This window comes from Erwinia sp. AC075 (assembly GCF_979253995.1).
Genome location: NZ_CEEDEU010000001.1, coordinates 2,790,102 through 2,816,066, shown reverse-complemented (window position 1 = coordinate 2,816,066; position 25,965 = coordinate 2,790,102). Strand labels below are relative to the sequence as shown.

The window sequence follows — 25,965 nt, the reverse complement described above, 5'->3', positions numbered from 1 at the left end:
GGACACCTCGATAGTGACATTAAAATCTGGGCGATAAAAAACAGCGGCTAATCATAGCTCAGAGAAGCGCATTTGAGAATGCTCATCTGACATCCCGGACATCTTCCCGATAGTAACCGGGTTTTTGTCAGGTCTGCGCACGATTATAAACAGCGTTTTCTGAGGGGATCTTAGCCACATTCCAGTGAACAATTGCCTGCTGCAACGTCGCTGACAGAGGCAGATCCTGCCAGCCTTCACTGACCGGCTGGCCCAGAAAACGTAATGCCTGGACCACCGCCGGGCGCGCATCACCCGTGGGCAGCGGCGTGGCGTAATTCTGTTTCGACAACTTATTGCCATCCGCACCGATGGCCAGCGGCAGGTGCAGATAGTCAGGCACCTGCCAGCCAAACTGCTGATACAGGGCAATCTGTCTGACCGTCGGGTCAATCAAATCGGCTCCACGGACCACGTGAGTAATGCCCTGGAAATGATCGTCGACCACCACCGCCAGGTTATAAGCAAACAGGCCGTCACGGCGATGAATAATAAAATCCTCGCCTGCCATGCCGGCATTCGCCACTATTTCACCGCGCAGCGCGTCCTGAAACTGACTAACAGGATGGTCTACTCGCAAACGGATCGCGGCGTTTTCCGCACCCAGATGCAAATCGCGGCAGTGCCGATCGTACAGGCCGCCAAGTTGTTGAATGCGGCTTCGCGTACAGGTGCAGTAGTAACTGCGCTGATGTTCTTCCAGCCAGGCCAGCGCGTCGCGGTAGGCCTGATGACGCGCTGACTGCCAGAGCACGTCGCCATCCCACCCAAGACCGTGCTGTTCCAGCTGTTGCAGGATCCTGTTTGCCGCGCCGGGGACTTCACGGGGCGGATCGATATCTTCAATGCGCACCCGCCACTGGCCGTGCTGAGCGCGGGCCTGCAGGTAGCTGCCAACCGCAGCAATCAGGGAGCCAAAATGCAATTCACCAGAGGGAGAGGGGGCAAAACGCCCGATGCAGGAAGTGAGCATGGTAGTAGAGACAGGCAGTGAAGCGGGTAACGTACCAGCCTCACTGCACAATCCATTAGCCATTAACCGGCCATTTGTTTTTCGCGGATTTCCGCCAGCGTTTTACAGTCGATGCAAAGATCGGCAGTAGGACGTGCTTCAAGGCGACGGATACCGATTTCAACGCCACAGGAATCGCAGTAGCCAAAATCGTCGTCTTCGACTTTCTTCAACGTCTTCTCAATCTTCTTGATCAGCTTGCGCTCACGGTCGCGGTTACGCAGTTCAAGGCTAAATTCCTCTTCCTGTGCAGCGCGGTCAACCGGATCGGGGAAGTTGGCGGCTTCATCTTGCATATGAGTTACCGTGCGATCAACTTCATCCCGGAGCTGGTTGCGCCAGGCTTCAAGGATCTTCTTGAAATGCACCAGCTGGGCTTTGTTCATGTACTCTTCGCCCGGCTTCTCTTGGTATGGCTCCACCCCAGCGATGGCGAGAATACTCAGGGACGAGGTTTTACGGGTTTGCCCTTCTTGCATGTTGTTTCTCCTGGATAACACGCACTATCGATCCCCAATGGGGATAAAAACAGGTCGCTATAAATAGCAGAAGCGATCAAGGTTGGCAATTATTCCTCAACATGCCTTGACAAGCCTGTGAGGAAAAGCGTATTTGGGCGCCAGCTAAGAGCTTTCCTATAACAGCAAATTGCGCCTTACTTTACAACTCCACAGCCAGTGGCTTTTTCAATGACATGCCATCGGATGATAACTGCGCTTTATAACAAAGCACTTCAACCCCGCTCTGCTGAGCCTGTGCCAGTAGTTCTGCGTAGCGCGCATCAATATGACGCGCCGGGGAAACGTCCTCAATCCCCGAGTGCAAAACGGCAAAAAACAGAACCGCACGCTGACCATTTTCAGAAATCTTCGCCAGTTCGCGAAGGTGCTTTTGGCCGCGTTCGGTAACCGCATCCGGAAAATACCCTTTACCTTGCTGGAGTAGCGTCACGGATTTGACTTCAATATAGCAGTTTACCCGATCCTCCGCCTGTAACAGAAAGTCGATGCGGCTCTTTTCTGCGCCGTATTTCACCTCAGCGCGGATGTCGGTGTAACTGGAAAATTCTGGAATCGCGCCGAGCGCGAACGCTTCTTTTACTAAGCTGTTGGCTCTCAGCGTGTTCACACATATCCAGTCGCCTTGCTGTGTCTCGGTCAGTTCCCAGCTGTGAGGGTATTTCCGCGTCAAACTGTCGGACGTGGAGTACCACACGGTGTCGCCTGGTGTGGCGCAACCGGTCATCGCACCGGTGTTGGCACAGTGTATTGTCAGCGTTTCGCCGTCGGGTGTGACAACATCGGCCAGAAAACGTTTGTAACGCTTTATCAGCGTTGCCGACTGTAGCGCAGGGCTAAATCTCATATCACTTCCTGTGTTAATGCCCATTCTGCGAGCTGCTGATAGCGGGTTCGGCCACCGGCGTAAACGGACTGAAACAGCGCGAAGCGCTCGACGCGAAACGGCCAGCTAAAATTGCGTGGCGGCAACGAGACGGGCTGCGTAGCGTTGCGCAGTAATGTGACATGTGGATGAAAGGGCATCGGGCTTTGATAACACCCACTTCTGGCTGCCTGCGATCGCAACAGTTCCGCCAGTTGCAGCAATCCACGCGGCGACTGTTTTGGCCCCAGCCAGACCACGCCGGAGCGCGGCCAGTGCCCGGCATCATCCAGCGTCAGCGTAAACTGACGCTGTTGGATGCGGCCCGCCAGCTGCGTTAACGCACCGGCCTTTTCATCACTGATTTCACCGAGGAACGCCAGCGTCAGATGTAAATTCGCCGCGGCGACCGGACGACCGGCCCCGGCGGGGAAGGTGTCAGCACGCCACTGAATGACGCTCTGACTGATTTCATCCGGCAATGCGATGCCGAAAAACAGCCTTTTTTGCTCACTCATGGGGCTCTCCGGTTTTCCAGAAACAGGGATGCTACAATGCCCGGCTATTTATGACCATGACGTTATGGAGCAAAAACGTGAGTTCATTACCGGTGAGTGCAGTATTACCCGAACTGCTTTCGGCGCTGCGGACCTCTTCGCAAGTGCTGCTGGCGGCACCTACCGGCGCAGGCAAATCCACCTGGCTGCCGCTGCAAATCCTGCAGCAGGCGGATTTTAGCGGACGTATTTTGCTGCTGGAACCCCGTCGGCTGGCGGCGCGGAATGTTGCACAACGACTGGCCGAATTGCTCGGGCAGCAGCCCGGCGACACCGTTGGCTACCGCATGCGCTCTGAAAGCCGTGTCGGGCCCACTACGCGGATAGAAGTGGTGACCGAAGGGATCCTCACGCGCATGTTGCAGCAGGACCCGATGCTGGACGGTGTTTCGCTGGTGATCCTCGATGAATTCCATGAGCGCAGTCTGCAGGCAGATCTTGCCCTGGCGCTGCTGCTGGACGTGCAGCAAGGCCTGCGTGATGACCTCAAAATCCTGCTGATGTCCGCCACGCTGGATAATCAGCGGCTGCAGCAGTTGCTGCCTGACGCGCCGATGATCGCCTCTGAAGGCCGTTCTTTTCCCGTCGACCGGCGCTATACCTCGCTGGCCACCCACCTGCGTTTTGATGACGCGGTGGCAAAGCAGGTCAGCCAGCTGCTGCGGGAAGAGTCCGGATCGCTGTTACTTTTCCTGCCGGGCGTTGGCGAGATCCAGCGCATCCAGACCCAGCTTGCCTCACTGATCGGCAACGATGTCGATCTCTGTCCCTTATATGGCGCGCTGCCGCTGAGCGAGCAGCGAAAAGCCATCCTGCCGGCGCCAGCAGGGCGGCGCAAAGTGGTACTGGCCACCAATATCGCCGAGACCAGCCTGACCATTGAAGGCATCCGCCTGGTGGTGGACAGTGCGTTAGAACGCACCGGCCAGTTTGATCCTCGCAGCGGATTAACGCGTTTGCAGACGCAACGCGTCAGCCAGGCGTCGATGACCCAGCGTGCCGGACGCGCCGGACGACTGGAGCCCGGAATTTGCCTGCATCTGACGGCGAAAGAGCAGGCCGAGCGGGCAGCGACGCATGCCGAAGCGGAGATCCTGCACAGCGATCTGGCCTCGCTGTGGCTGGACCTGCTGCAGTGGGGCTGTCATGACGTCAGCCAGTTGCAGTGGCTGGATACCCCGCCGGAGAATAATCTGATTCAGGCCCGAAAATTATTACAGCAGTTAGGCGCGACGGATAAAACGGGTATGCTGACCGCGAAAGGCAGAAGCATGGCCAATCTGGGCAGCGATCCCCGTAATTCTGCGCTGTTAGTGGATGCCGGCCGCGATGCGGACCGAGCCGCCACCGCGGCCCTGCTGGTGGCTATTCTGGAAGAGCCTGCGCGGGGAAGCGCCGACCTTCGCGACAGTTTTCACCGCCGACAGTCCAACTGGCTGAAGCGCGCCACCCAGTTGCAGCGGCGGTTGCAGGTGACCGGCGGCACTGCGGACAGCGACCTTATCGTGCCACTGCTTGCCGGTGCGTTTCCCGACCGCATTGCCCGTCGGCGCGGTTCAGAAGGACGCTATCAGCTGGCGAACGGGATGGGCGCCATGCTGGATAATGACGCGGCGCTGACCCGCTACGAATGGCTGATTGCACCGGCACTTTTACAAGGCAGCTCACAACCTGACGCGAGAATGCTTCAGGCCATGCCGTTCGACATTGACAGCCTGACCAGCGAATGCCCACAGTTGCTGGATCGCCGCACGGAAGTGGAATGGGATGAAGAGCGCGGTACGCTGCGGACCTGGCAACGGCAGCAGATCGGCGAGCTGGTCATTAGCTCGCAACCGCTGGCTAAACCCGACGAGGCCGAACTGCATCTGGCGATGCTGCGCTGGATCCGCAGCAAAGGGTTATCTGTACTGAACTGGACCCCGCAGGCGGAACAGCTGCGGATCAGGCTGGTTTGCGCCCGCCAGTGGTTAGCGGAAGAAGCCTGGCCTGCGGCCACAGAGGCGGACCTGCTGGCGTCGCTGGAGCACTGGTTGTTGCCGGCGATGGGGAGCGTGCGTGATGGCCGGGGCTTGAAGCAGCTGGATATTGTCGGGGCTTTATTACAATTGCTCACATGGTCACAGCGTCAGCAACTGGATACTGTCCTGCCAACTCATTACACTGTGCCGACCGGAAGCCGGCTTCCGATCCGATATGATGAAGAGAAGCCCCCGGCGCTGGCCGTTCGCCTGCAGGAAATGTTTGGCGAAGCGCAAAATCCCGCGGTCGCGGGTGGGCGAGTCCCTCTGGTGCTTGAGCTGCTTTCACCGGCTCAGCGCCCGCTGCAAATTACCCGCGATCTCGCCGGGTTCTGGCAGGGTGCGTACCGCGAGGTACAAAAAGAGATGAAAGGACGCTATCCAAAACATGCCTGGCCCGATAACCCGGCAACCGCGCTGCCGACGCGGCGCACCAAAAAATTCTCGGCACCTTCCTGAAGGAAGCGGCTGGAGTACGCATTTCGGAAGGTTCCAGTTCCGAAGCTTATTGAGTAAGAACACAGTAGTCGGCTTTGCCGACGGCAGTTCCCGGAGAAGAAAAACGAATGTCTGACGATCGCGAACCGATTGGGCGCAAGGGAAAACAGCCCAAACCCCCGCGCAAGGTGGCGGGCAAAGGTCGCCGCAGGGATGATGAGCACGATGATTATGATGATTTTCAGGATGATGACCATGAAAACGAGGAGGTAGAACCGGTGCCACGTAAAGGAAAAGGGCGTCCACCCGGTAAGAAAAGAGGCTGGCTGAGCTTATTGATTAAGCTATTGCTGGTCTTTATCGTGGTGATGGCCGTGTACGGGGTTTACCTCGATTCACAAATTCGCAGTCGTATTGATGGCAAAGTCTGGCAGCTGCCGGCCACCGTGTATGGCCGTATGGTCAACCTTGAGCCGGGCATGTCCTACAGCAAGAAAGAGATGGTCGCCCTGCTGGAAGGCACGCAGTATCGTGAAGTGACGAAGATGACGCGTCCTGGCGAGTTTACCGTGCAGGCCAACAGCATTGAGATGATCCGCCGTCCGTTTGACTTCCCGGACAGCAAAGAAGGGCAGATCCGCGCGCAGTTAAGCTTTAGCGGCGACACCTTAAGCGAGATCAAGAACCTCGACAGCGGCCGTGATTTCGGCTTCTTCCGCCTCGATCCGCGTCTGATCACCATGCTGCAATCGCCAAACGGCGAGCAGCGTCTGTTCGTCCCGCGTGCCGGCTTCCCGGACCTGTTGGTCGACACCCTGGTGGCAACAGAAGACCGTCATTTCTATCAGCATGACGGTATCAGCCTGTACTCGATTGGCCGTGCGTTCCTTGCCAACATCACTGCCGGTAAAGCCGTGCAGGGTGGCAGTACCTTGACGCAGCAGCTGGTGAAAAACCTGTTCCTGACCAACGAGCGCTCGCTGTGGCGTAAAGCCAACGAAGCCTATATGGCGCTGATCATGGATGCGCGTTACAGCAAAGACCGCATTCTTGAGCTCTATCTGAATGAGGTGTACCTCGGCCAGGCCGGCAACGATCAGATCCGCGGCTTCCCGCTGGCCAGCCTTTACTACTTCGGCCGTCCGGTGGATGAGCTGAGCCTCGATCAGCAGGCATTGCTGGTTGGCATGGTAAAAGGCGCGTCACTGTATAACCCGTGGCGTAACCCGAAACTGGCCCTCGAGCGCCGCAACCTGGTGCTGCGTCTGTTGCAGCAGCAGAAAGTGATCGACCAGGAGCTGTATGACATGCTCAGCGCCCGTCCGTTAGGCGTGCAGCCTAAAGGCGGCGTGATCACCCCTCAGCCAGCCTTTATGCAGATGGTGCGTAACGAACTGCAGGCCAAGCTGGGCGATAAAGTCAAAGATCTCTCCGGGGTGAAAATCTTCACCACGCTGGATCCGGTCTCACAGGATGCGGCCGAGAAATCGGTGGAAGACGGCATTCCGGCGCTGCGTAAACAGCGTGGGCTGAAGGATCTGGAAACCGCGATGGTGGTGGTTGACCGCTTCAGTGGCGAAGTACGTGCGATGGTTGGCGGTGCCGATCCGCAGTTTGCCGGTTATAACCGTGCGCTGCAGGCGCGCCGTTCTATCGGCTCCCTGGCAAAACCGGCCACCTATCTGACGGCGTTAAGCCAGCCAGATAAGTACCGCCTGAATACCTGGATTGCCGATAACCCGATTGCGCTGAAACAGCCTAATGGCCAGGTGTGGAAACCGGAGAACGATGACCATCGCTTTAGTGGTCAGGTGATGCTGGTGGATGCATTAACCAACTCGATGAACGTTCCGACGGTCAACCTGGGGATGACGCTTGGGCTGCCACAGGTCATTGATACCTGGACCAAACTGGGCGTGAACAAAGATCAGCTGCAGCCGGTGCCTTCAATGCTGCTGGGTGCGTTGAACCTGACGCCTATTGAAGTCGCGCAGGCCTTCCAGACCATCGCCAGCGGCGGTAACCGTGCCTCGCTATCCGCGCTGCGTTCGGTGATCGCTGAAGACGGTACCGTGCTGTATCAGAGCTTCCCGCAGGCTGAACGCGCGGTTCCGGCTCAGGCCGCTTACCTGACGCTGTATGCCATGCAGCAGGTTGCGGATCACGGTACGGCACGTGCGCTGGGTGCCCGTTATCCGAAGGCTCATCTGGCCGGGAAAACCGGGACCACCAATAATCTGGTCGACAGCTGGTTTACCGGTGTCGATGGCAAAGAGGTGACGGTGACCTGGGTTGGGCGTGATAACAACCAGCCGACCAAGCTTTACGGCGCCAGCGGTGCGATGCAGATTTATCGCCGCTATCTGGATAACCAGGCACCGATGCCGCTGACGCCAACGCCGCCGGAAGACATTGCGCCGATGACGGTGGATTCAGCCGGTAACTTTGTCTGTGGCACCGGCAGCAGCACCTGGCGAACGCTGCCAGTCTGGACCACCGATGCCAGTGCGCTGTGTCAGCAGCAACAGCAGCAGGTTCAGCAGCAACAACAGTTGCAGCAACAGCAGCAGAGCGAGCAGAAAGACAGTAACGGTGTGGCGGGTTGGATTAAGGATATGTTCGGCAAGTAATCCGTCTGACCTGAAGAAGCCGGCTCATGATGAGCCGGCTTTTTTTATGCCTGTCAGATTGCGCGGGGCCTGAATGATCACCGGTAAAAGATCATAACTCGGCTCTTAGACGCAACATCGTGTTCAACGCGTCATTTCCCACACTTAACATGCGGTTATTCCTCAGCCAAACGGCCTGTCAACCGGGCATTTCTTCTTGCAGAAACGCCGCCAGTTCGCATATTATCCAATCGTTATAATAATAATTCTCGTTTACGTTTACATTCAATCAATCTCATTCAGAGAAATGCTAAATGGCTACTTTGTCTTTTGATCGTTTATCTTTGCCAGTGAATACCTCAAAACGTCGTCTGGCTCTCCTTGTTTCAATGACGATTTCCTCTTCTGCTTATGCTGCCAATGAACAAACCTTGACGGTTAGCGCCGATGCGAACAGCACCGCGCCGCAAGAAAGTGCCTGGGGACCCGCCCCAACCATCGCGGCTAAGCACAGTGCCACCGGCACCAAAACCGATACGCCGATCGAAAAGAATCCTCAGTCTGTCTCCGTAGTGACCAGCGAAGAGATGGCATTGCACGGTGTGAGTACCGTCAAAGGGGCGTTCAACTATACGCCTGGCGTGCTGACCGGTAACCGCGGTAGCTCCAATGTGATTGATGCGCTGTCGATCCGTGGCTTCAGCGAAACCAATACCAACCAGTATCTCGACGGTTTGAAACTGCAGGGTGATAACTACTCTGAGTTTGCCATCGACCCTTACTTCCTGGAGCGCGCTGAGTTGCTGCGCGGCCCGGCGTCTGTGTTGTATGGCAAAAGTAACCCAGGCGGCGTGGTTGCCCTGGTCAGCAAACGCCCAACGACCGAAACCCTGCGCGAAGTCCAGTTCAAGATGGGCACCGATAACCTGTTCTCTACCGGGTTTGACTTCGGCGGCGCCATTGATGACGCGGGTGTTTACTCCTATCGTCTGACCGGCCAGGCATGGAGCCAGGATGCGCAGCAGGATATGCAGAAGGAAAAACGCTATACCATCGCGCCTTCCTTTAGCTGGCAGCCGGATGCCAACACCAACTTCACCCTGTTAACCTATTTCCAGAACGAGCCGCAAACGGGCTACTACGGCTGGTTGCCTCGTGAAGGCACCGTGGTGCCGATTACCGACGCCAACGGCCGCTCGCAGAAGTTGCCAACTGATTTTGATGAAGGCGAGGCCAGCAACAAGATCTCCCGTAACACCAAAATGATTGGCTATAACTTCTCGCACAGCTTTAACGATACCTGGACCGTGCGTCAGAACCTGCGCTATGCCGACCTGCGTACCGACTATCGCAGCATCTATGGCAACGGCTTTGACGCAACCAACAACACCATTACCCGTGGTGTGGCGCTTTCTGAAGAAACCTTGAATCAGTTTGCTGTGGATAACCAGGCGCAGGCCAAATTTGGCACCGGCGATGTCGACCATACCCTGTTACTGGGCGTGGATTACCAGCGTACCCGTAACGACATTGACGGCAACTTTGGTTCCGCCGCGCCGCTGAGCGCTCTGAACCCGCAATACGGCAATGATGCTTACGCCCTGAATTTCCCTTACCAGTATCTGAATAAGCAGGAACAAACCGGCCTGTATGCGCAGGATCAGATGGAGTGGGATCGTTGGGTAATGACGCTGGGTGGCCGCTACGACTACGCCATGACCTCAGCCCTTAACCGTAACGGCAATACTGAAACCAAAAATCACGATCAGGCGTTTACCTGGCGTGGTGGTTTGAACTATGTGTTCGACAACGGTGTGGCGCCGTATTTCAGCTACAGCGAATCCTTTATTCCGACCTCTGGAACCACTGCCGACGGCCAACCGTTTGATCCTTCACGGGCTAAACAGTATGAAGCCGGTGTGAAGTACGTTCCGAAAGATCGCCCAATCGTGATCACCGGTGCGGTTTATCAGCTGACCAAAACCAAGAACCTGACGGCCGATCCAGACAACGTCTTATTCAGTAATCAGGGTGGCGAGATCCGTTCTCGTGGTGTTGAGCTGGAAGCGAAAGCCGCGGTTAATGCCAATGTTAACGTCACGGCCGCTTACACCTACACCGATGCGGAATATACGCACGACACGCTGCTGCAGGGTAAAACGCCGGTGCAGGTGCCTAAGAACATGGCGTCACTGTGGACCGATTATACCTTCAATGAAACCTCGCTCTCAGGCCTGACCGTTGGTGCCGGCGTACGTTATGTTGGTGAAAGTAAAGGGTTGTACAGCAGCGGTGACAAGGCGAATCAGAACTTTAACGTCGCCAGCTACACCACGGTTGATGCGTTAGTGAAATACGATCTCGGCCGCTTTGGTCTGCCGGGCTCTTCCCTGGCGGTTAACGTGAATAACCTGTTTGACCGTGATTACGTTGCCAGCTGTTATCGCGACTATGCCTGCTATTGGGGCGCGGAACGCCAGGTCGTTGGAACAGCGACCTTCCGTTTCTAATCTTTAAATCGGGCGCGGTTCGCCGCGCCCACCAATCAGAAGACCGCTATGTCTCATCCGCACGCTACAGAAACAATCTTCTCGCTTAATAATGCCTCGTTTACCGTCCCGGGCAGAACGCTGTTGCAGCCGCTGTCACTGACCTTTCCTGCCGGGAAAGTCTGTGGCTTGATTGGCCACAACGGCTCCGGGAAATCGACGCTGTTAAAGCTGCTTGGCAGACACCATCCGGCCACAGAAGGCCAGGTTCTGCTGAACGGTAAAACGATTTCAGAGTGGCAAAGTAAAGCGTTCGCCCGTGAGGTGGCCTATTTGCCGCAGCAGCTTCCGCCGGCTGAAGGTATGACGGTGCGCGAGCTGGTGTCGATGGGGCGTTATCCCTGGCATGGCGCGCTGGGCCGGTATGGCGCAGAAGATCGTGAGCGGGTCGAGGAAGCGATTACGCTGGTTGGACTTAAGCCTTTTGCTCAACGCCTGGTAGACAGCCTCTCCGGCGGGGAGCGTCAACGTGCCTGGATAGCGATGCTGGTGGCACAAAACAGCCGCTGCCTGTTGCTGGATGAGCCGACCTCGGCGCTTGATATCGCCCATCAGATTGAGGTGCTGGCGCTGATCCAACGTCTGAGCCGTGAGCGCGGACTGACGGTGATTGCCGTCCTGCACGATATCAATGTTGCCGCTCGTTACTGCGACCATCTGGTGGCGTTGCACAGTGGTCGGGTGATTGCCCAGGGCGATGCCATTGAGATTATGCAGGCCGATGTGCTGAACAAAATTTATGGTATCCCGATGGGGATCCTGCCTCACCCTAACGGCGGTGCGCCGGTGAGCTTCGTTTACTAAGGGTTTCCATGCCGGACTTAATTCGCCGACGCCTGCTGATGGCGATGGCACTTTCCCCGTTGTTGCCAGCCTTGCGAACGCAGGCTGCCGCCTCTGTCGACACGCAGCGCATTATCTCGCTGGAGTGGCGGCCGACGGAGCTGCTGATGGCCCTCGGCGTGCCGCCGATGGGTGCCGCTGAACTCTACAACTACGGTCTTTGGGTGGGTGAGCCTGCGCTGCCGGCTTCGACGGTGGATGTCGGGCTGCGAACCGAACCGAACATCGAACTGATGATTCAGATGAAGCCCTCGTTGCTGCTTTACTCCTCTGGCTATGGTCCTTCTGTCGACACCCTCAACAAGATTGCCCCAAGCATGGGGTTTGCCTTCAGTGACGATCGCGGCAAGCCGTTGACCGTCGCCCGTGAGTCGCTGATGCAGCTCGCCAGGCGGTTAGATCGGGTGCCTGTGGCACAGAAGCACCTCGCGGAATATGACGACTTTACCGCGCAGATGAAAAATCAGCTGTCCTATCGGCCAAAACGCCCGGTGCTGTTGATGTCGGTACTGGATCCCCGCCACACGTTGGTGTTTGGCAAAGGCAGTTTGTTCCTGCAGGTCATGGGCGATCTGGGGCTGGAAAATGCCTGGCAAGGCGAAACTAACTTCTGGGGCAGTGCGGTGATTGGTATTGAACGCCTGGCGTCGATTGCTGAAGATGTGGACGTGGTCTGCTTCGATCATGGCGAGGATCTGATGATGGCGCAGGTGACGTCGACGCCGCTGTGGCAGTCGATGCCTTTCGTGCGCAAAAATCGTTTCCACCGCGTTCCTCAGGTGTGGTTCTACGGCGGCACGCTGTCTGCGATGCGCTTTAGCCGGCTGTTGAGCAGTGCACTGGTGACCGCATGAAAACCACACTGCGTTTCCCATTCCTCCTGCTGACCGCCCTGTTGCTGGTGACCGCCGGACTGACCTTTTACAACCTGAACCAGCATTTACCCGTCGCGCAATGGCGCGAGGCGTTCTATTCAGCGGATCCCGATCGCGTGGATCAGATGGTGTTTCACTTCAGCCTGCTGCCACGGCTGACGCTGTCTCTGCTGGTTGGCGCGGGGTTGGGGCTGGTCGGTTTGCTGTTCCAGCAGGTGCTGCGCAACCCACTGGCCGAACCCACCACGCTGGGCGTGGCGACCGGCGCACAGCTGGGCCTGACGGTGGTTACCCTCTGGAGCCTGCCCGGTGGCCTGTTTACCCAGCAGATCGCCGCGATGGTCGGCGCGATTGCCGTCGGACTGATCGTGTTTGGTATCGCCTGGGGCAAACGCCTCTCGCCGGTGACGCTGATCCTCGCCGGACTGGTGATGTCGCTCTATTGCGGCGCGGTGAATCAGATCCTCGGGCTGTTCAATCACGAACGGCTACAAAGCATGTTTCTGTGGAGTACCGGCACGCTGAATCAGATGGACTGGCACAGCGTCAGCTTTATCTGGCCGAAGCTGCTGGTGGGCTTTGTGCTTTCGCTGCTGCTGCTGCGCCCAATGGCGTTGATGGGACTGGATGACGGCGTCGCCAAAAATCTGGGACTGGCCTTATCGGCTGCCCGGCTTGGCGTGCTGGCACTGGCGATTGTGCTGAGCGCACAACTGGTCAACGCCGCAGGGATCATCGGCTTTATTGGCCTTTTCGCGCCCCTGTTGGCAAAAATGCTCGGTGCCCGGCGCCTGTTGAGTCGGCTGTTACTGGCACCGCTGATTGGCATGTTGCTGCTGTGGCTGGCCGATCAGATCGTGATCTGGCTGACCGATAACTGGCAGGAAGTCTCTACCGGCACCGCAACTGCGCTGATTGGCGCGCCGCTGTTGCTGTGGTTACTGCCTCGTCTGAAGACGGCGGGGACACCGCCATCGACCAGTTATGGCGACCGCGTTCCGGCCGAGCGCAATAATGTCTGGCTGTGGGCGGCCATCGGCGGCGGCGTGCTGCTGGTTCTGTCGATTGTGGCGTTAAGCTTCGGTCGCGATGCTCAGGGCTGGAGCTGGGTGTCCGGCGATCTCTGGCAACAGCTGCTGCCGTGGAGAATGCCGCGTCTGGTCGCCGCCATCGCCACTGGCATGATGCTGGGCGTGGCGGGATGCATTGTCCAGCGTCTGACCGGCAACCCAATGGCCAGCCCGGAAGTTCTGGGGATCAGTTCCGGCGCGGCTTTTGGCGTGGTGGTAATGCTGTTCCTGGTGCCTGGTGATGCCTTCGGCTGGCTTCTGCCGGCGGGAAGCCTGGGTGCGGCGGTGACGCTGCTGATCATTACGGTGGTTGGCGGACGCGGCGGATTCTCGCCCGAGCGGATGCTGCTGGCGGGAATGGCGCTGAGTACCGCTTTTGCCACGCTGCTGCTGATGCTGTTAGCCAGTGGCGATCCGCGCATGGCGAACCTGATGACCTGGATCTCCGGGTCGACCTACAGCGTTGATGCGGCGCAGGCGTGGCGCACGGTGATAATCACCGTGGTGTTGTTGGCCCTGGTGCCACTCTGCCGCCGCTGGCTGACGCTGCTGCCACTAGGCGGAGAGACCGCCCGTGCGCTGGGTGTGGCGTTGAAACCCTCGCGCTTTGCTCTGCTGCTGCTGGCGGCCGGATTAACCGCGGCGGCGACGCTGACCATTGGTCCGCTGAGCTTTATCGGTTTGATGGCGCCGCATATTGTCAGAATGCTGGGCTTCCGCCGCGCGGTGCCGCAGGTGGTCATGGCCGCGCTGATGGGCGGGGGGTTAATGGCGATAGCGGACTGGAGTGGTCGGATTGTGGCCTTCCCGAACCAGATCCCGGCAGGGCTGCTGGCGACGTTTATCGGCGCACCTTACTTTGTTTATCTGTTGCGTAAGGTGTGAGGGCAAATCCCGCCGCTAAAAAAAACGCCAGACGAGTCACCGTCTGGCGTTTTTTATGGGTAACGTGCTATCCGCTGGGCGGAAGCACGTTGGTCAGCGCGAATACGATCAGGCCAGTTTAGCGAAGCACCGGCGTGCCGCATCTACTGTGCGTTCGATATCCTGCTGGCTGTGCGCCAGAGACATAAAGCCCGCTTCGAAGGCCGACGGTGCCAGATACACGCCTTCTTCCAGCATCAGATGGAAGAACTTCTTGAAGCGCTCGACGTCACACTCAGTCACGTCCTGGTAGCTGGTCACTTCTTTCGCCGACGTGAAGAACAGACCGAACATGCCGCCAACGTGGTTCATCACCAGCGGGATCCCGGTCCCTTTCGCTGCCGCCAGCAGGCCGTCCGCCAGTTGCGTGGTCAGCGCGGTCAGCTTGTCGTGGCTGCCAGGCTTGGCAATTTCGCTCAGGCAGGCAAAACCCGCCGCCATGGCAATCGGGTTGCCGGACAGCGTTCCCGCCTGATACACCGGGCCAGTCGGCGCCAGCGCTTCCATCACGTCACGGCGGCCACCAAAGGCGCCTACCGGCATGCCGCCACCGATAATTTTTCCGAGGCAGGTCAGATCGGGCTTCACGCCGTAATGCGCCTGAGCGCCAGCCAGCGCCACACGGAAGCCGGTCATCACTTCATCAATGATAAACAGCGCACCAAATTCGTCGCACAGCGCACGCAGGCCTGGCAGGAAGTCAGCATGTGGTGGAATGCAGTTCATGTTGCCGGCAACCGGCTCAACGATGATACAGGCGATTTCGTGCGGGTATTGCTCAAAGGCCGCGCGCACCGAATCCAGATCGTTGTAGGTACAGGTCAGCGTATGCTTGGCGAAATCCGCAGGCACGCCCGGAGAATTCGGCTGGCCGAGGGTTAACGCACCTGAACCGGCTTTTACCAGCAGGCAGTCAGCATGGCCGTGATAGCAGCCTTCGAACTTGATGATCTTGTCACGGTGAGTGAAGCCACGCGCCAGACGGATCGCGCTCATGGTCGCTTCGGTCCCTGAGTTCACCATACGCACCATGTCCATGGTGGGCACCAGGTCGGTGACCAGCTTCGCCATCTTCACTTCCATCTCGGTCGGCGCACCGAAGCTCAGGCCGCGTTGGGCCGCTTCAATCACCGCATCACGGATGGCAGGATGGTTATGACCCAGCACCATCGGGCCCCAGGAGCCGACGTAGTCGACGTACTCTTTGCCATCGGCATCATATAAGTAAGCGCCGTCAGCGCGTTCAATAAAGAGCGGTACGCCGCCAACGCCGCTAAACGCGCGCACCGGGGAATTCACGCCACCGGGAATTAGTTGCTGCGCCTGAGCATACAGATTTTCAGACTTACTCATGGTTCCGCTCCTGAGGATGCATTAAGAAAAACCCGACCATTCTAAGGGAACATGGGGGGCGGATAAAAGGCAAGTCGCGCTTTTGACACGATTAGAGAGGAATTTTCCCCGGGACATCGCCACGCAGCGGAGTAAGATATTGGCCTGCCTTTACTGAACAATGAACAGGATATGAACGAAACGACGTCATCTACTGAGCAGTTGAACACCGTACCGGCGCGGCGGGGCGACTTTTTACGCCTGCTGCTGCGCAAGGATAAGACACCCGCTGCGGTGTTGATTGTGGCGGGTATTGTTGGCACCCTGGCGGGCCTGGTCGGGGTGGCGTTCGAAAAGGCCGTCAACGCGGTGGTCAGCCAACGCCTGTCGATGCTGGCCACGGTGGAGAAGCACTGGGTGCTGGTGTTCCCGTTAGCGTTCATTCTCTCTGCGCTGCTGGCGATGGTGGGTTACTACCTGGTCAGGCGCTTTGCGCCGGAAGCCTCAGGTTCTGGCATCCCGGAAATTGAAGGCGCGCTGGAAGAGTTACGTCCGGTTCGCTGGTGGCGCGTGATCCCGGTTAAGTTTGTCGGCGGCATGGGCGCGCTGGGTGCGGGCATGGTGCTGGGGCGGGAAGGGCCGACCGTTCAGCTGGGCGGGAATATCGGCCGCATGGTGCTGGATATTTTCCGCATGAAAAGCACCGAAGCCCGCCACTCGTTACTGGCCACGGGCGCGGCTGCCGGACTGTCCGCCGCGTTCAACGCGCCACTGGCCGGCATCCTGTTTATTATCGAAGAGATGCGGCTGCAGTTTCGCTACAGCGTTATCTCGATCAAGGCCGTTTTTATTGGCGTCATCATGTCGAGCATTGTTTTCCGCATCTTCAACGGTGAAGGCGCGGTAATTGAAGTCGGCAAACTGGCGAATGCACCGGTGAATACGCTCTGGCTCTATCTGCTGCTGGGAATGCTGTTCGGTGTGGTCGGCGTGCTGTTTAACACGCTGATTTTCCGCACCCAGGATATGTTTCAGCGCCTGCATGGCGGCAACATGCGCAAAGTCCTGATTATCGGCGGCGTGCTGGGCGGTATCTGTGGCGTGTTGGGCGTGATTGAGCCAGAAGCGGCGGGCGGGGGCTTTAACCTGATCCCGATTGCCGCAGCCGGAAATTATACCGTCGGCATGCTGCTGTTTATCTTTATCACCCGCGTAGTCACCACGCTGCTTTGTTTCGGCTCCGGCGCGCCGGGCGGTATTTTTGCCCCGATGCTGGCGCTGGGCACGCTGCTCGGCACGGCGTATGGCATGGCCAGCGCCTCTCTGTTTCCGGCCTATCATCTGCAGGCCGGTACGTTTGCCATTGCCGGAATGGGAGCGCTGTTCGCCGCTTCGGTGAGGGCGCCGTTGACCGGGATCGTGCTGGTTTTAGAAATGACCGACAATTATCAGCTTATTCTGCCGATGATTATTACCTGTTTAGGGGCAACCTTACTGGCACAGTTTCTTGGCGGCAAACCGCTCTATTCCTCACTTCTGGCGCGGACACTGGCAAAACAGCAGCAGAAAGATGATGACAAAGTGGCAGCACAGAGTGCCACGCAGGCGGCAGTGAAAACGGCGGATACTTGATTGCTATACTTGTGTATAAGATAATGATGCGATAGATGGTCGATTTATGACCTGGCAGGCAACCGCCTGAATGCATACTGGAGTATTAAATGAGTGACGATATAGCTCTGCCCCTGCAGTTTACTGAAGCAGCGGCCAGTAAAGTCAAAAATCTGATTTCAGACGAAGAGAACCCGGATCTGAAACTGCGTGTGTATATCACCGGTGGTGGCTGCAGCGGTTTCCAGTACGGCTTTACCTTCGATGATAAGATCAACGATGGCGATATGACCATTGAGAAAGCGGGCGTGTCGCTGGTTGTAGACCCGATGAGCCTGCAGTATCTGGTTGGCGGCGCAGTCGATTATACCGAAGGCCTTGAAGGCTCCCGGTTTATTGTGACCAACCCGAACGCGAAAACCACCTGCGGCTGTGGTTCTTCGTTCAGCATCTGATGATGTTGCCCCGGCGGCTTAAGCCGGGGTTCCTACCATTCTACCGTAATCAACTTCGACGCTTCCCGATCCCGACTCTTTGCAGAGAGTACCGTTTCAGTCACTTTTGGCTGGGCCGATAGCTGCTGGCCGCAGTTTACTGAGGGTGAGTTTGCTGGTGTCGTGCTTTGCCCGTCAATGTGACATTGCGAGTAAATGGTCAGTTTGACCCCAATGCTGCCCGTTATGGACGCAGCACAGGCATGACCAGCCATCATAAGGCCAAGGGCCAGATAAACGGCTTTCATTGTATGTTCTTTCCTGGTGGAGAAAAATCAGGGCTTTCGCCTAAAAATTGGGCAGCGAGAATAAAATATTTCGCCGCCTCGTTATTTGATTAACGACAAATTTTGTTGAAACTTTAACCGGCTTTGATGCGGTTTTTAAGGTTTCAGGGTTTTTGCTCTGAATGCAGTTGGCTGCACAATTGTTGAGCTGCCAGCATAATACGGGGTCCGGGGCGACTGAACCAGTCATCATTGACAATAATCACCGGTACCGTTAATTGCGGATGCCAGAAGTTTTCGACTTCTGCGGGCGTTGCCTCTCCTCCCGTCACAATGACGTCGGGTTTACGCATCAGCACCTGCTCGCGGCTCACCTGCGGCCAGGCGACCCGACTGTCAGCAAAGATATTCTCCCCACCACACAGCTGCAAAATCTCATTCTGCACCGTTCTGCCCGAGGCGGTGAACAGAGGATGCTGACCAAACTGTAAAAACACCTTCTTCTTTGGCAGGCCGGCATAGCGACGGCTCAGGGTTTGCTGCTGCTGAAGCAAACTATCCGCGGCCGCATTGGCCTTCGCCGGATCGGGGCTCCAGTTCTTAAGCTGCCGCAGGTTGGCTATCACTTCAGAAACCCGGGTGGCGTCAATCCACACGACTTTGACGCCAAAGGCGCTGAGTTGATCCACCTGACGGCTGGGGTTGCCGCTGCGCCAGGCCAGCACCACATCAGGCTTGAGGGCCAGAATGCGTTCGGTATTAATGCCCTGCCAGTTTGCCACTTGCTCAATGTGCGTCGCGGCAGGCGGATAATCGGACCAGGCGCTGACGCCAACTGGGGTAATCCCGGCAGCGAACGCCAGTTCTGTCAGGTTGGGGGCCAGGGTGACCACCCGGGGCGATGCCGCTGCTGTGGCAAAACAGGCCAGCAGCAGCAGACAGGCGAAGAAACGCTTAGCCACGTGACAAATTGGTCAGCAGGGTTTCTACCATCAGAGAGGATTGTTTTGCCGCGACCACCAGGAATTCATCAAAGCTCAGGTGCGATTCTTGATCGGCCACGTCGGAAATGGCACGAACCACTACAAACGGCACGTCGAACTGATGGCAGACATGGGCAATCGCCGTGGCTTCCATTTCGACACCGATAGCATCTGGGAAGGTAGAGCGAATGCGCGCCAGCGGTTCAGCACCATTAATGAACGCATCACCACTGACCACCAGACCACGAACCGCGTGCAGGCCGAGTTGTTTAATACAGGCTTCAGCCGCTTCAATCAGTTTTGCATCCGCAGTGAAGGCCGCCGGGCAACCCGCCATCTGACCTGGCGCATAGCCAAAGGCAGTCACATCCGCATCGTGATAACGCACTTCATCCGACACCACGATGTCGCCCACTTTCAGTGAAGGCGCCAGCCCACCCGCAGAGCCGGTGTTGATAATAAAATCGGGTTTGCAGAGTTGCAGCAGCAAGGTCGTTCCGAGCGCGGCAGAGACTTTACCGATGCCCGACTTGAGCAGCGCAACCTCAACGCCATTGAGCGTCCCGGTATAAATTTCGCAGCCTGCCAGCGTCAGCGTTTGACGGTTTTCAATCTTGTCGCGCAGCAGAGTCACTTCCTGCTCCATTGCACCAATAATGCCTGCTTTCATAGGGATACTCGCTAATGTTGTGGAATTAATCTGTGGTTTCGGCGCATAGTCTATCATGGCAGGATGAAAGGCATCACGCGTACCAGGCTTGAATCTGGTGCCGGACAACGGGAAGCAGGCATGACCGAAATCGACTTCAGAAAAAAGATCAATTATCAGCGCCGTTATCGCCCGATGCAGGGAATGAAAGACGAGCATGAGATTCTGCGTATTTTTGAGAGCGACCGCGGGCGCATTATCAATTCGGCGGCTATCCGCCGCTTGCAGCAGAAGACCCAGGTTTTCCCACTTGAACGCAATGCCGCCGTTCGCTCAAGGTTGACTCATTCCCTTGAAGTGCAACAGGTTGGACGTTATATCGCCAAAGAGATCCTGACCCGTCTGAAAGAGTCAGGACAGCTGGAAAATTACGGTCTGGATCAGCTAACCGGTCCGTTTGAAAGCATCGTTGAAATGGCCTGCCTGATGCACGATATCGGCAATCCGCCTTTCGGCCATTTTGGTGAATCGGCGATCAATGACTGGTTCCGTCAGCGGATGGATAACGATTTTCTCCCGCCAGACGATCGCGCAGACCGTTGTGAGCCGGAAGTCCTGCGCTATCAAACCGATGGCTTTAACGATCTTCGTGCAAAGATTCGTCAAGATTTATCCCAGTTTGAGGGAAATGCGCAGGCGATCCGCATGGTGCATTCGCTGTTAAGAATGAACCTGACCTGGGCACAGGTGGGCTGTATTTTGAAATATACCCGTCCGGCGTGGCACAGAGGAAAAATTCCGCCAGGCCACGATTATCTGATGAAAAAGCCGGGATATTATCTGGCGGAAGCAGAATACGTCGCCAGATTACGCAAAGAACTGGATCTTCAACCGCACTGTCGCTTTCCATTGACCTATATCATGGAAGCCGCGGACGATATCTCTTATTGCGTGGCCGATCTTGAGGATGCGGTTGAAAAAAACATTTTCAGCGTTGAGCAACTTTACGAGCACTTATATGCATTATGGCCGAGCCACAAGCCGAATGATTTATTCAATTTAGTGGTAACCAACGCGCTGGATAAATCCAGAAGTTCCCAAACCAGCCGCAGCAGTGAAGATCAGTTCTTTATGTATTTGCGGGTGAATACGGTTTCCCGCCTGGTGCCACATGCGGCCAGCCGCTTTATTGATAATTTGCCGGAAGTCTTTGACGGGAAATTCAATGGCGCACTGCTGGAAGATGGGAATGCCCAGAGTCAGTTACTGGAAATTTTCAAAAAAGTTGCCTTTCGTCATGTGTTTAACCATCCTGACGTTGAACAGCTCGAGCTGCAAGGCTATCGTGTGATCAAAGGGCTGTTGGATATTTATCACCCTTTACTGATGCTGAGTCAGGACGAATTTTCCGAACTGATCGAAAAAGATTACTTAAAAGGCTATCCGATTGAGACACGCCTTTTCCATAAATTGTCGACGCGCTTTCGTCTGGCATATAGTGAGGCCGTGGGTCGTCTGGATAATCGCGCGGGCGATATCGCTATCTGGGAATATTATTACCGGGCGAGAATGCTGCAGGATTACGTCAGCGGAATGACGGATTTATATGCATGGGATGAGTATCGCCGCCTGATGGCGGTGGAATAACGTTTACGCCCGGTTGAATTGTAAAGCCAGAGAATAAATATTTACCTTTGGCTGAAACTTTTTCATGAACTTAGCGTTAAAACGTGAATCTCATCATCACGACCACAGCAATGGTTGCATAATTGGACACTAGAGAAACAGACGCATGAAAAAAACACTTTTAGCAAGCGCGTTGGCTCTGAGCCTGGGAATGGCGATGACCCCGCTGGTTGCTTCCGCAGCCGAAACCGCTTCTTCCTCCAGCCAGCAGCTGCCAAGCCTGGCTCCGATGCTCGAAAAAGTGATGCCCTCCGTTGTGAGCATCAATGTTGAAGGCAGTACCACGGTGAAAACGCCGCGTATGCCACAACAGTTCCAGCAGTTCTTCGGTGATAACTCGCCATTCTGTCAGGACGGCTCGCCATTCCAGAGCTCTCCGATGTGTCAGGGCGGCGGTGCGCAGGGCCAGGGACAAGACCAGGGCCAGGATCAGGGCGGAGCCGGAACCCAGCAGGAGAAATTCCGTGCGCTGGGCTCGGGAGTGGTGATTGATGCCGCGAAAGGCTATGTCGTGACCAATAATCATGTGGTCAACAATGCTACCAAAATCCAGGTTCAGCTGAGCGACGGCCGCAAATATGATGCGAAAGTCATCGGCAAAGATCCAAGTTCAGATATTGCGTTAATCCAGCTAAAAGATGCCAAAAACCTGACGGCCATTAAGATTGCTGATTCTGACGATCTGCGTGTGGGCGACTACACCGTGGCGATCGGTAACCCGTATGGACTGGGTGAAACGGTCACCTCCGGGATCGTTTCTGCATTAGGACGCAGCGGCCTTAACGTTGAAAACTACGAAAACTTTATTCAGACCGATGCCGCAATCAACCGGGGTAACTCCGGCGGCGCGCTGGTCAACCTTAACGGTGAACTGATCGGTATCAATACCGCGATCCTCGCACCGGACGGCGGCAACATCGGCATTGGCTTCGCTATCCCAAGTACCATGGTGAAAAACCTGACCGCGCAGATGGTTGAATATGGCCAGGTGAAACGCGGCGAGCTGGGCATCATGGGTACCGAGCTGAACTCCGAGCTGGCGAAGGCGATGAATGTCGATGCCCAGCGTGGGGCGTTTGTCAGCCAGGTTCTGCCGAACTCTTCCGCTTCTAAAGCGGGCGTGAAGGCGGGTGACGTGGTGACGTCGATCAACGGTAAGCAGATCTCCAGCTTCTCCGCACTGCGTGCGCAGATTGGATCGCTGCCGGTGGGCACCAAAATGTCGCTGGGCTTGATCCGTGACGGTAAGCCGGTGACGGTGAACGTTGAGCTTCAGCAAAGTACTCAGACCAAAGTGGAATCGGCAACGATCTACACCGGCATTGAAGGCGCCGATCTGAGCAACTTTGACGAGAAGGGCACCAAAGGCGTTAAGGTCGATAACGTGAAGGCCGGCTCTGCCGCTGCACGCATTGGTCTGAAGAAGGACGATGTGATCCTCGGCGTTAACCAACAGGCGATTGCGAATCTTGGCGAACTGCGCAAGATCCTCGATACCAAACCTTCAGTACTGGCGCTGAATATTCAGCGTGGTGACAGCACAATCTACCTGCTGATGCAGTAAACCCTCAGGTGCCGGCGACCGTCGCCGGCACCGCTTTATGCCCGCGTTAATCCCTTCTCTTTGTGATGCTCCCCGCAATTTTCACAGACCAAACGCCGCTTAGTGCAGATGCACAATGTACCGTCGGTATTGCACAGGTATGCTGACTGAATAACGCTTTTCAGGAGCAGTGAATGGCTACCTATCATCTCGATGCCCGCCTGGCACAGGACATTGTCGCCCGCACCATGCAAATTATTGACAGCAATGTCAATGTGATGGATGCGCGTGGCCGGATCATCGGCAGCGGTGACCGCGAACGTATTGGTGAAATGCACGAAGGCGCGCTGCTGGCGTTATCGCAGGCGCGCGTGGTGGATATCGACGAAGGCGTGGCGAAACATCTGCACGGCGTTCGGCCCGGCATCAATCTGCCGATGCGCATCGACGGCGATATTGTTGGCGTCATCGGTCTCACCGGCGCGCCAGAAACCTTAAGGCATTATGGCGAGCTGGTCTGCATGACCGCGGAAATGATGCTGGAACAGGCCCGCCTGCTGCATATGCTGGCGCAGGACAGCCGTCTGCGAGAAGAGCTGGTGCTGAACCTGATCCGCAGCGACACGCTGTCGCCCGCGCTGGTGGAATGGGCGCAGCGTCTTCGCATCGACCTTAACCAACCCCGGGTTGTGGCGGTCGTTGAAGTGGACAGTGGCCAGCTGGGCGTAGACAGCGCAATGTCGGAACTGCAGCAGCTGCAAACGCTGCTGACCACGCCCGAAAGGGACAATCTGATTGCCATAGTTTCCCTGACCGAAATGGTAGTGCTCAAACCGGCGTTTAACGCCCATGGCCGCTATGATGCCGACGATCACCGCAAGCGGGTGGAGCTGCTACAGTCACGCATGACCGAAAGTGGCCATCTGCGGATGCGTATCGCCTTAGGGAATTTCTTCACCGGGCCGGGCAGTATCGCCCGTTCGTACCGTACCGCGCATACCACCATGGTGGTGGGCAAGCAGCGGATGCCCGAGCAACGCAGCTATTTCTATCAGGACCTGGTGTTACCGGTACTGCTCGACAGCCTGCGTGGAGGCTGGCAGGCCAATGAGCTATCTTTGCCGCTGGCGAAACTCAAGTCGATGGACAACAACGGATTGCTGCGAAGAACGCTGATTTCCTGGTTCAGCAATAACGTCCAGCCGTCGGCGACCGCTAAAGCGTTGTATATCCACCGTAATACGCTGGAATACCGTCTGAACCGCATCTCTGAGCTGACCGGGCTTAACCTGAGTAATTTTGACGACCGGTTGCTGTTGTATGTTGCGCTGCAGCTTGATGAACAGCCTTGAGTGAGGGAAGGGCAGGGAAGGCTTTAGCGAAAGACGTTGCGACGTGACGCGTAGGGATACTGCGGAAGGGAATATTTCAGGCATAACAAAAGGCGGAGTGATCTCCGCCTTTCTGTTGCAGATTGCCGGTAATTAACGGCCGCTGCGGGTCAGCTTTTCCAGATCGGATTCGATCTCGCTGATTTTGTTGGAAACCACGTGCTCCAGATGGCGCAGGTCTTCCAGAATTTTACGTTTCAGATCCACTTCAACCTGGTCGCGCTGGCAAATCTGGTCCAGCTCATCAATCACATAACGCAGGTTCGGGCTGATTTCCTGAATTTCTTTGTAACCCTGGCTGGCGTTATCGGCCACCACGGTTTTGCGCTGACGTGGGTATTTAAACTTCACGCTCTTGGCAAAGAACTCGCCTTTATCCTTACGGAAATAGATTTTCAGGATGTCGTTGCTGGCTTCCTGACGCAGGCTGTAACGGTCGATGTCGTCAGGAGAAGAGATGCCCAGACCTTTCAGATTGTCATACATAATGTCGTGTTCCTTTGCGGGAGATTGTCGATTCGGCTGCGCGTTACAAATCCGGCGTTAACCCTGCATGCCTGTGCTTGCGTAATGCATGTACGCTGCGGTGGCAGTGCCTGGTCGCGATGTCTTTGCTGAGCTCGCTCATCCCGTACTCAAGGTGAAAACTGTGAAATCTGGAGGCGATGGGGGAGCGTCTGTGCGCTTAACGGCGCGGATTATCGCTCAGTTGTTGCGCAATAGCATCAGTTATTTCGATGCGCGAAACAGGTAGTTGCTGGGGGAAGTGTAAAGAAAAGATTACGGGCCACTGAAGGTGGCCCGGATGACGTTAGTCGATAGTGCGCAGCAGCTCGTTGATGCCGACTTTCGCGCGGGTTTTCGCGTCCACTTTCTTCACGATAACCGCACAGTACAGGCTGTAGCTGCCGTCTTTCGAAGGCAGGTTACCTGAAACGACAACAGAACCTGCTGGCACGCGGCCATAGGTCACTTCGCCGGTTTCGCGATCGTAGATTTTGGTGCTCTGGCCGAGGTACACGCCCATGGAGATCACCGCGCCTTCTTCAACGATCACGCCTTCAACCACTTCTGAGCGTGCGCCGATAAAGCAGTTATCTTCGATGATGGTTGGGTTAGCCTGCAGTGGCTCTAGTACGCCACCGATGCCCACGCCGCCAGACAGGTGAACGTTTTTACCAATCTGCGCACAAGAACCCACGGTCGCCCAGGTATCCACCATTGAGCCTTCATCAACATACGCACCGATATTGACGTAAGACGGCATCAGCACGGTGTTACGGGCGATATAGGCACCCTGACGCACGGCGGCGGGTGGCACAACGCGGAAACCTTCTTTCTTGAAGCGCGCTTCATCGTAGTCAGCAAACTTCATCGGAACTTTGTCGTAGAAACGGCTTTCTGCACCGTCAATCACCTGATTGTCATTGATGCGGAACGAGAGCAGCACGGCTTTCTTCAGCCACTGATGCGTCACCCACTGACCGTCGATCTTTTCTGCGACACGCAAGGCACCGCTGTCCAGCAGGGCGATAACCTGGCTGACCGCTTCGCGGGTGACGGTGTCGGCGTTAGCGGGGGTGATCTCAGCGCGACGCTCGAAAGCGCTCTCAATAACATTCTGTAATTGTTGCATTAATTCAGATTTCCTGTGTCAAATCGTGTTCCAGGTGCGGGAAGGTTGCGCGGTTTTCGGCTGGCCGAATCCGCTCACTCTGCCCCACAAGGC

21 protein-coding genes are annotated in these 25,965 nt (G+C 56.5%); 12 read left to right on the top strand and 9 right to left on the bottom strand.

Features of this window, described 5'->3' with window-relative positions; all coding sequences use genetic code 11:
• Positions 1–127: 127 nt before the first annotated feature.
• The 4 genes from gluQRS to thpR form a co-directional block, all read right to left on the bottom strand.
• A complete protein-coding gene (gluQRS, locus tag AC0IXH_RS13435) occupies positions 128–1,012 on the bottom strand; it encodes a tRNA glutamyl-Q(34) synthetase GluQRS (protein WP_471721153.1) in 885 nt (294 codons plus the stop codon).
• Between the two features lie 62 nt (positions 1,013–1,074).
• On the bottom strand, positions 1,075–1,530 hold the full coding sequence (dksA, locus tag AC0IXH_RS13430; protein WP_013200823.1) for an RNA polymerase-binding protein DksA: 456 nt from the start codon (positions 1,528–1,530) through the stop codon (positions 1,075–1,077).
• 181 nt (positions 1,531–1,711) lie between these two features.
• Complete coding sequence (gene sfsA, locus AC0IXH_RS13425) at positions 1,712–2,416, bottom strand: DNA/RNA nuclease SfsA (protein WP_013200824.1); 705 nt, start codon at positions 2,414–2,416, stop codon at positions 1,712–1,714.
• Entirely contained in the window at positions 2,413–2,952 is a 540-nt protein-coding gene (thpR, locus tag AC0IXH_RS13420) for an RNA 2',3'-cyclic phosphodiesterase (protein WP_471720559.1), read from the bottom strand. Before thpR ends, sfsA begins: the two co-directional genes overlap by 4 nt.
• A gap of 56 nt (positions 2,953–3,008) precedes the next feature.
• On the opposite strand from thpR, the gene hrpB reads away from it, so the two are divergent.
• The 6 genes from hrpB to fhuB all read left to right on the top strand — a co-directional run bounded on the left by hrpB (position 3,009) and on the right by fhuB (position 14,281).
• The gene (gene hrpB, locus AC0IXH_RS13415; RefSeq protein ID WP_013200826.1) at positions 3,009–5,471 is read left to right on the top strand and encodes an ATP-dependent helicase HrpB; all 2,463 of its coding nucleotides are present in this window, start codon (positions 3,009–3,011) and stop codon (positions 5,469–5,471) included.
• Positions 5,472–5,578: 107 nt separating this feature from the next.
• The gene (gene mrcB / locus AC0IXH_RS13410; RefSeq protein ID WP_013200827.1) at positions 5,579–8,080 is read left to right on the top strand and encodes a bifunctional glycosyl transferase/transpeptidase; all 2,502 of its coding nucleotides are present in this window, start codon (positions 5,579–5,581) and stop codon (positions 8,078–8,080) included.
• Positions 8,081–8,373: 293 nt separating this feature from the next.
• Positions 8,374–10,569, top strand: coding sequence for a ferrichrome porin FhuA (gene fhuA / locus AC0IXH_RS13405; RefSeq protein WP_471720558.1), 2,196 nt, complete (start codon positions 8,374–8,376; stop codon positions 10,567–10,569).
• Positions 10,570–10,617: 48 nt separating this feature from the next.
• Positions 10,618–11,412 carry a Fe3+-hydroxamate ABC transporter ATP-binding protein FhuC gene (gene fhuC / locus AC0IXH_RS13400; RefSeq protein WP_013200829.1) on the top strand — a complete coding sequence of 265 codons (795 nt, stop codon included), beginning with the start codon at positions 10,618–10,620 and terminating at the stop codon, positions 11,410–11,412.
• 8 nt (positions 11,413–11,420) lie between these two features.
• Positions 11,421–12,305: a Fe(3+)-hydroxamate ABC transporter substrate-binding protein FhuD gene (fhuD, locus tag AC0IXH_RS13395; protein ID WP_013200830.1), complete on the top strand. Its 885-nt coding sequence runs from the start codon at positions 11,421–11,423 to the stop codon at positions 12,303–12,305.
• Entirely contained in the window at positions 12,302–14,281 is a 1,980-nt protein-coding gene (fhuB, locus tag AC0IXH_RS13390) for a Fe(3+)-hydroxamate ABC transporter permease FhuB (RefSeq protein ID WP_013200831.1), read from the top strand. Before fhuD ends, fhuB begins: the two co-directional genes overlap by 4 nt.
• Positions 14,282–14,389: 108 nt before the next feature.
• Here fhuB and hemL read toward each other — a convergent pair whose 3' ends face one another.
• Positions 14,390–15,673: a glutamate-1-semialdehyde 2,1-aminomutase gene (hemL, locus tag AC0IXH_RS13385; protein ID WP_471720557.1), complete on the bottom strand. Its 1,284-nt coding sequence runs from the start codon at positions 15,671–15,673 to the stop codon at positions 14,390–14,392.
• Positions 15,674–15,844: 171 nt separating this feature from the next.
• On the opposite strand from hemL, the gene clcA reads away from it, so the two are divergent.
• From clcA to AC0IXH_RS13370, 3 genes are all read left to right on the top strand, one after another.
• Entirely contained in the window at positions 15,845–17,284 is a 1,440-nt protein-coding gene (gene clcA, locus AC0IXH_RS13380; RefSeq protein ID WP_134823503.1) for a H(+)/Cl(-) exchange transporter ClcA, read from the top strand.
• 89 nt (positions 17,285–17,373) lie between these two features.
• Positions 17,374–17,718 carry an iron-sulfur cluster insertion protein ErpA gene (gene erpA, locus AC0IXH_RS13375; RefSeq protein WP_041691911.1) on the top strand — a complete coding sequence of 115 codons (345 nt, stop codon included), beginning with the start codon at positions 17,374–17,376 and terminating at the stop codon, positions 17,716–17,718.
• 167 nt (positions 17,719–17,885) lie between these two features.
• Positions 17,886–18,098 (top strand): hypothetical protein, encoded by a 213-nt coding sequence (locus AC0IXH_RS13370; protein WP_346567021.1) that lies wholly within the window; start codon positions 17,886–17,888, stop codon positions 18,096–18,098.
• A 50-nt stretch (positions 18,099–18,148) separates the two neighbouring features.
• On the opposite strand, the gene btuF is transcribed toward AC0IXH_RS13370, so the two are convergent.
• Positions 18,149–18,946: a vitamin B12 ABC transporter substrate-binding protein BtuF gene (btuF, locus tag AC0IXH_RS13365; protein ID WP_346567001.1), complete on the bottom strand. Its 798-nt coding sequence runs from the start codon at positions 18,944–18,946 to the stop codon at positions 18,149–18,151.
• Positions 18,939–19,637, bottom strand: a complete 699-nt coding sequence (gene mtnN / locus AC0IXH_RS13360) for a 5'-methylthioadenosine/S-adenosylhomocysteine nucleosidase (RefSeq protein WP_013200836.1) — start codon at positions 19,635–19,637, stop codon at positions 18,939–18,941. The genes btuF and mtnN overlap by 8 nt, the downstream gene beginning before the upstream one ends.
• A gap of 120 nt (positions 19,638–19,757) precedes the next feature.
• Here mtnN and dgt point away from each other — a divergent pair, with 120 nt between their 5' ends.
• The 3 genes from dgt to AC0IXH_RS13345 all read left to right on the top strand — a co-directional run bounded on the left by dgt (position 19,758) and on the right by AC0IXH_RS13345 (position 24,197).
• The gene (dgt, locus tag AC0IXH_RS13355; protein WP_013200837.1) at positions 19,758–21,263 is read left to right on the top strand and encodes a dGTPase; all 1,506 of its coding nucleotides are present in this window, start codon (positions 19,758–19,760) and stop codon (positions 21,261–21,263) included.
• Positions 21,264–21,408: 145 nt separating this feature from the next.
• Entirely contained in the window at positions 21,409–22,866 is a 1,458-nt protein-coding gene (degP, locus tag AC0IXH_RS13350) for a serine endoprotease DegP (protein ID WP_013200838.1), read from the top strand.
• Between the two features lie 173 nt (positions 22,867–23,039).
• A complete protein-coding gene (locus tag AC0IXH_RS13345) occupies positions 23,040–24,197 on the top strand; it encodes a CdaR family transcriptional regulator (protein ID WP_013200839.1) in 1,158 nt (385 codons plus the stop codon).
• Positions 24,198–24,329: 132 nt separating this feature from the next.
• Here the strand turns inward: AC0IXH_RS13345 and AC0IXH_RS13340 are convergent, their stop codons facing one another.
• Both AC0IXH_RS13340 and dapD read right to left on the bottom strand, forming a co-directional pair.
• Positions 24,330–24,722, bottom strand: a complete 393-nt coding sequence (locus AC0IXH_RS13340) for a DUF3461 family protein (protein ID WP_013200840.1) — start codon at positions 24,720–24,722, stop codon at positions 24,330–24,332.
• Positions 24,723–25,047: 325 nt separating this feature from the next.
• The gene (gene dapD, locus AC0IXH_RS13335; RefSeq protein WP_013200841.1) at positions 25,048–25,872 is read right to left on the bottom strand and encodes a 2,3,4,5-tetrahydropyridine-2,6-dicarboxylate N-succinyltransferase; all 825 of its coding nucleotides are present in this window, start codon (positions 25,870–25,872) and stop codon (positions 25,048–25,050) included.
• Positions 25,873–25,965: the final 93 nt, after the last annotated feature.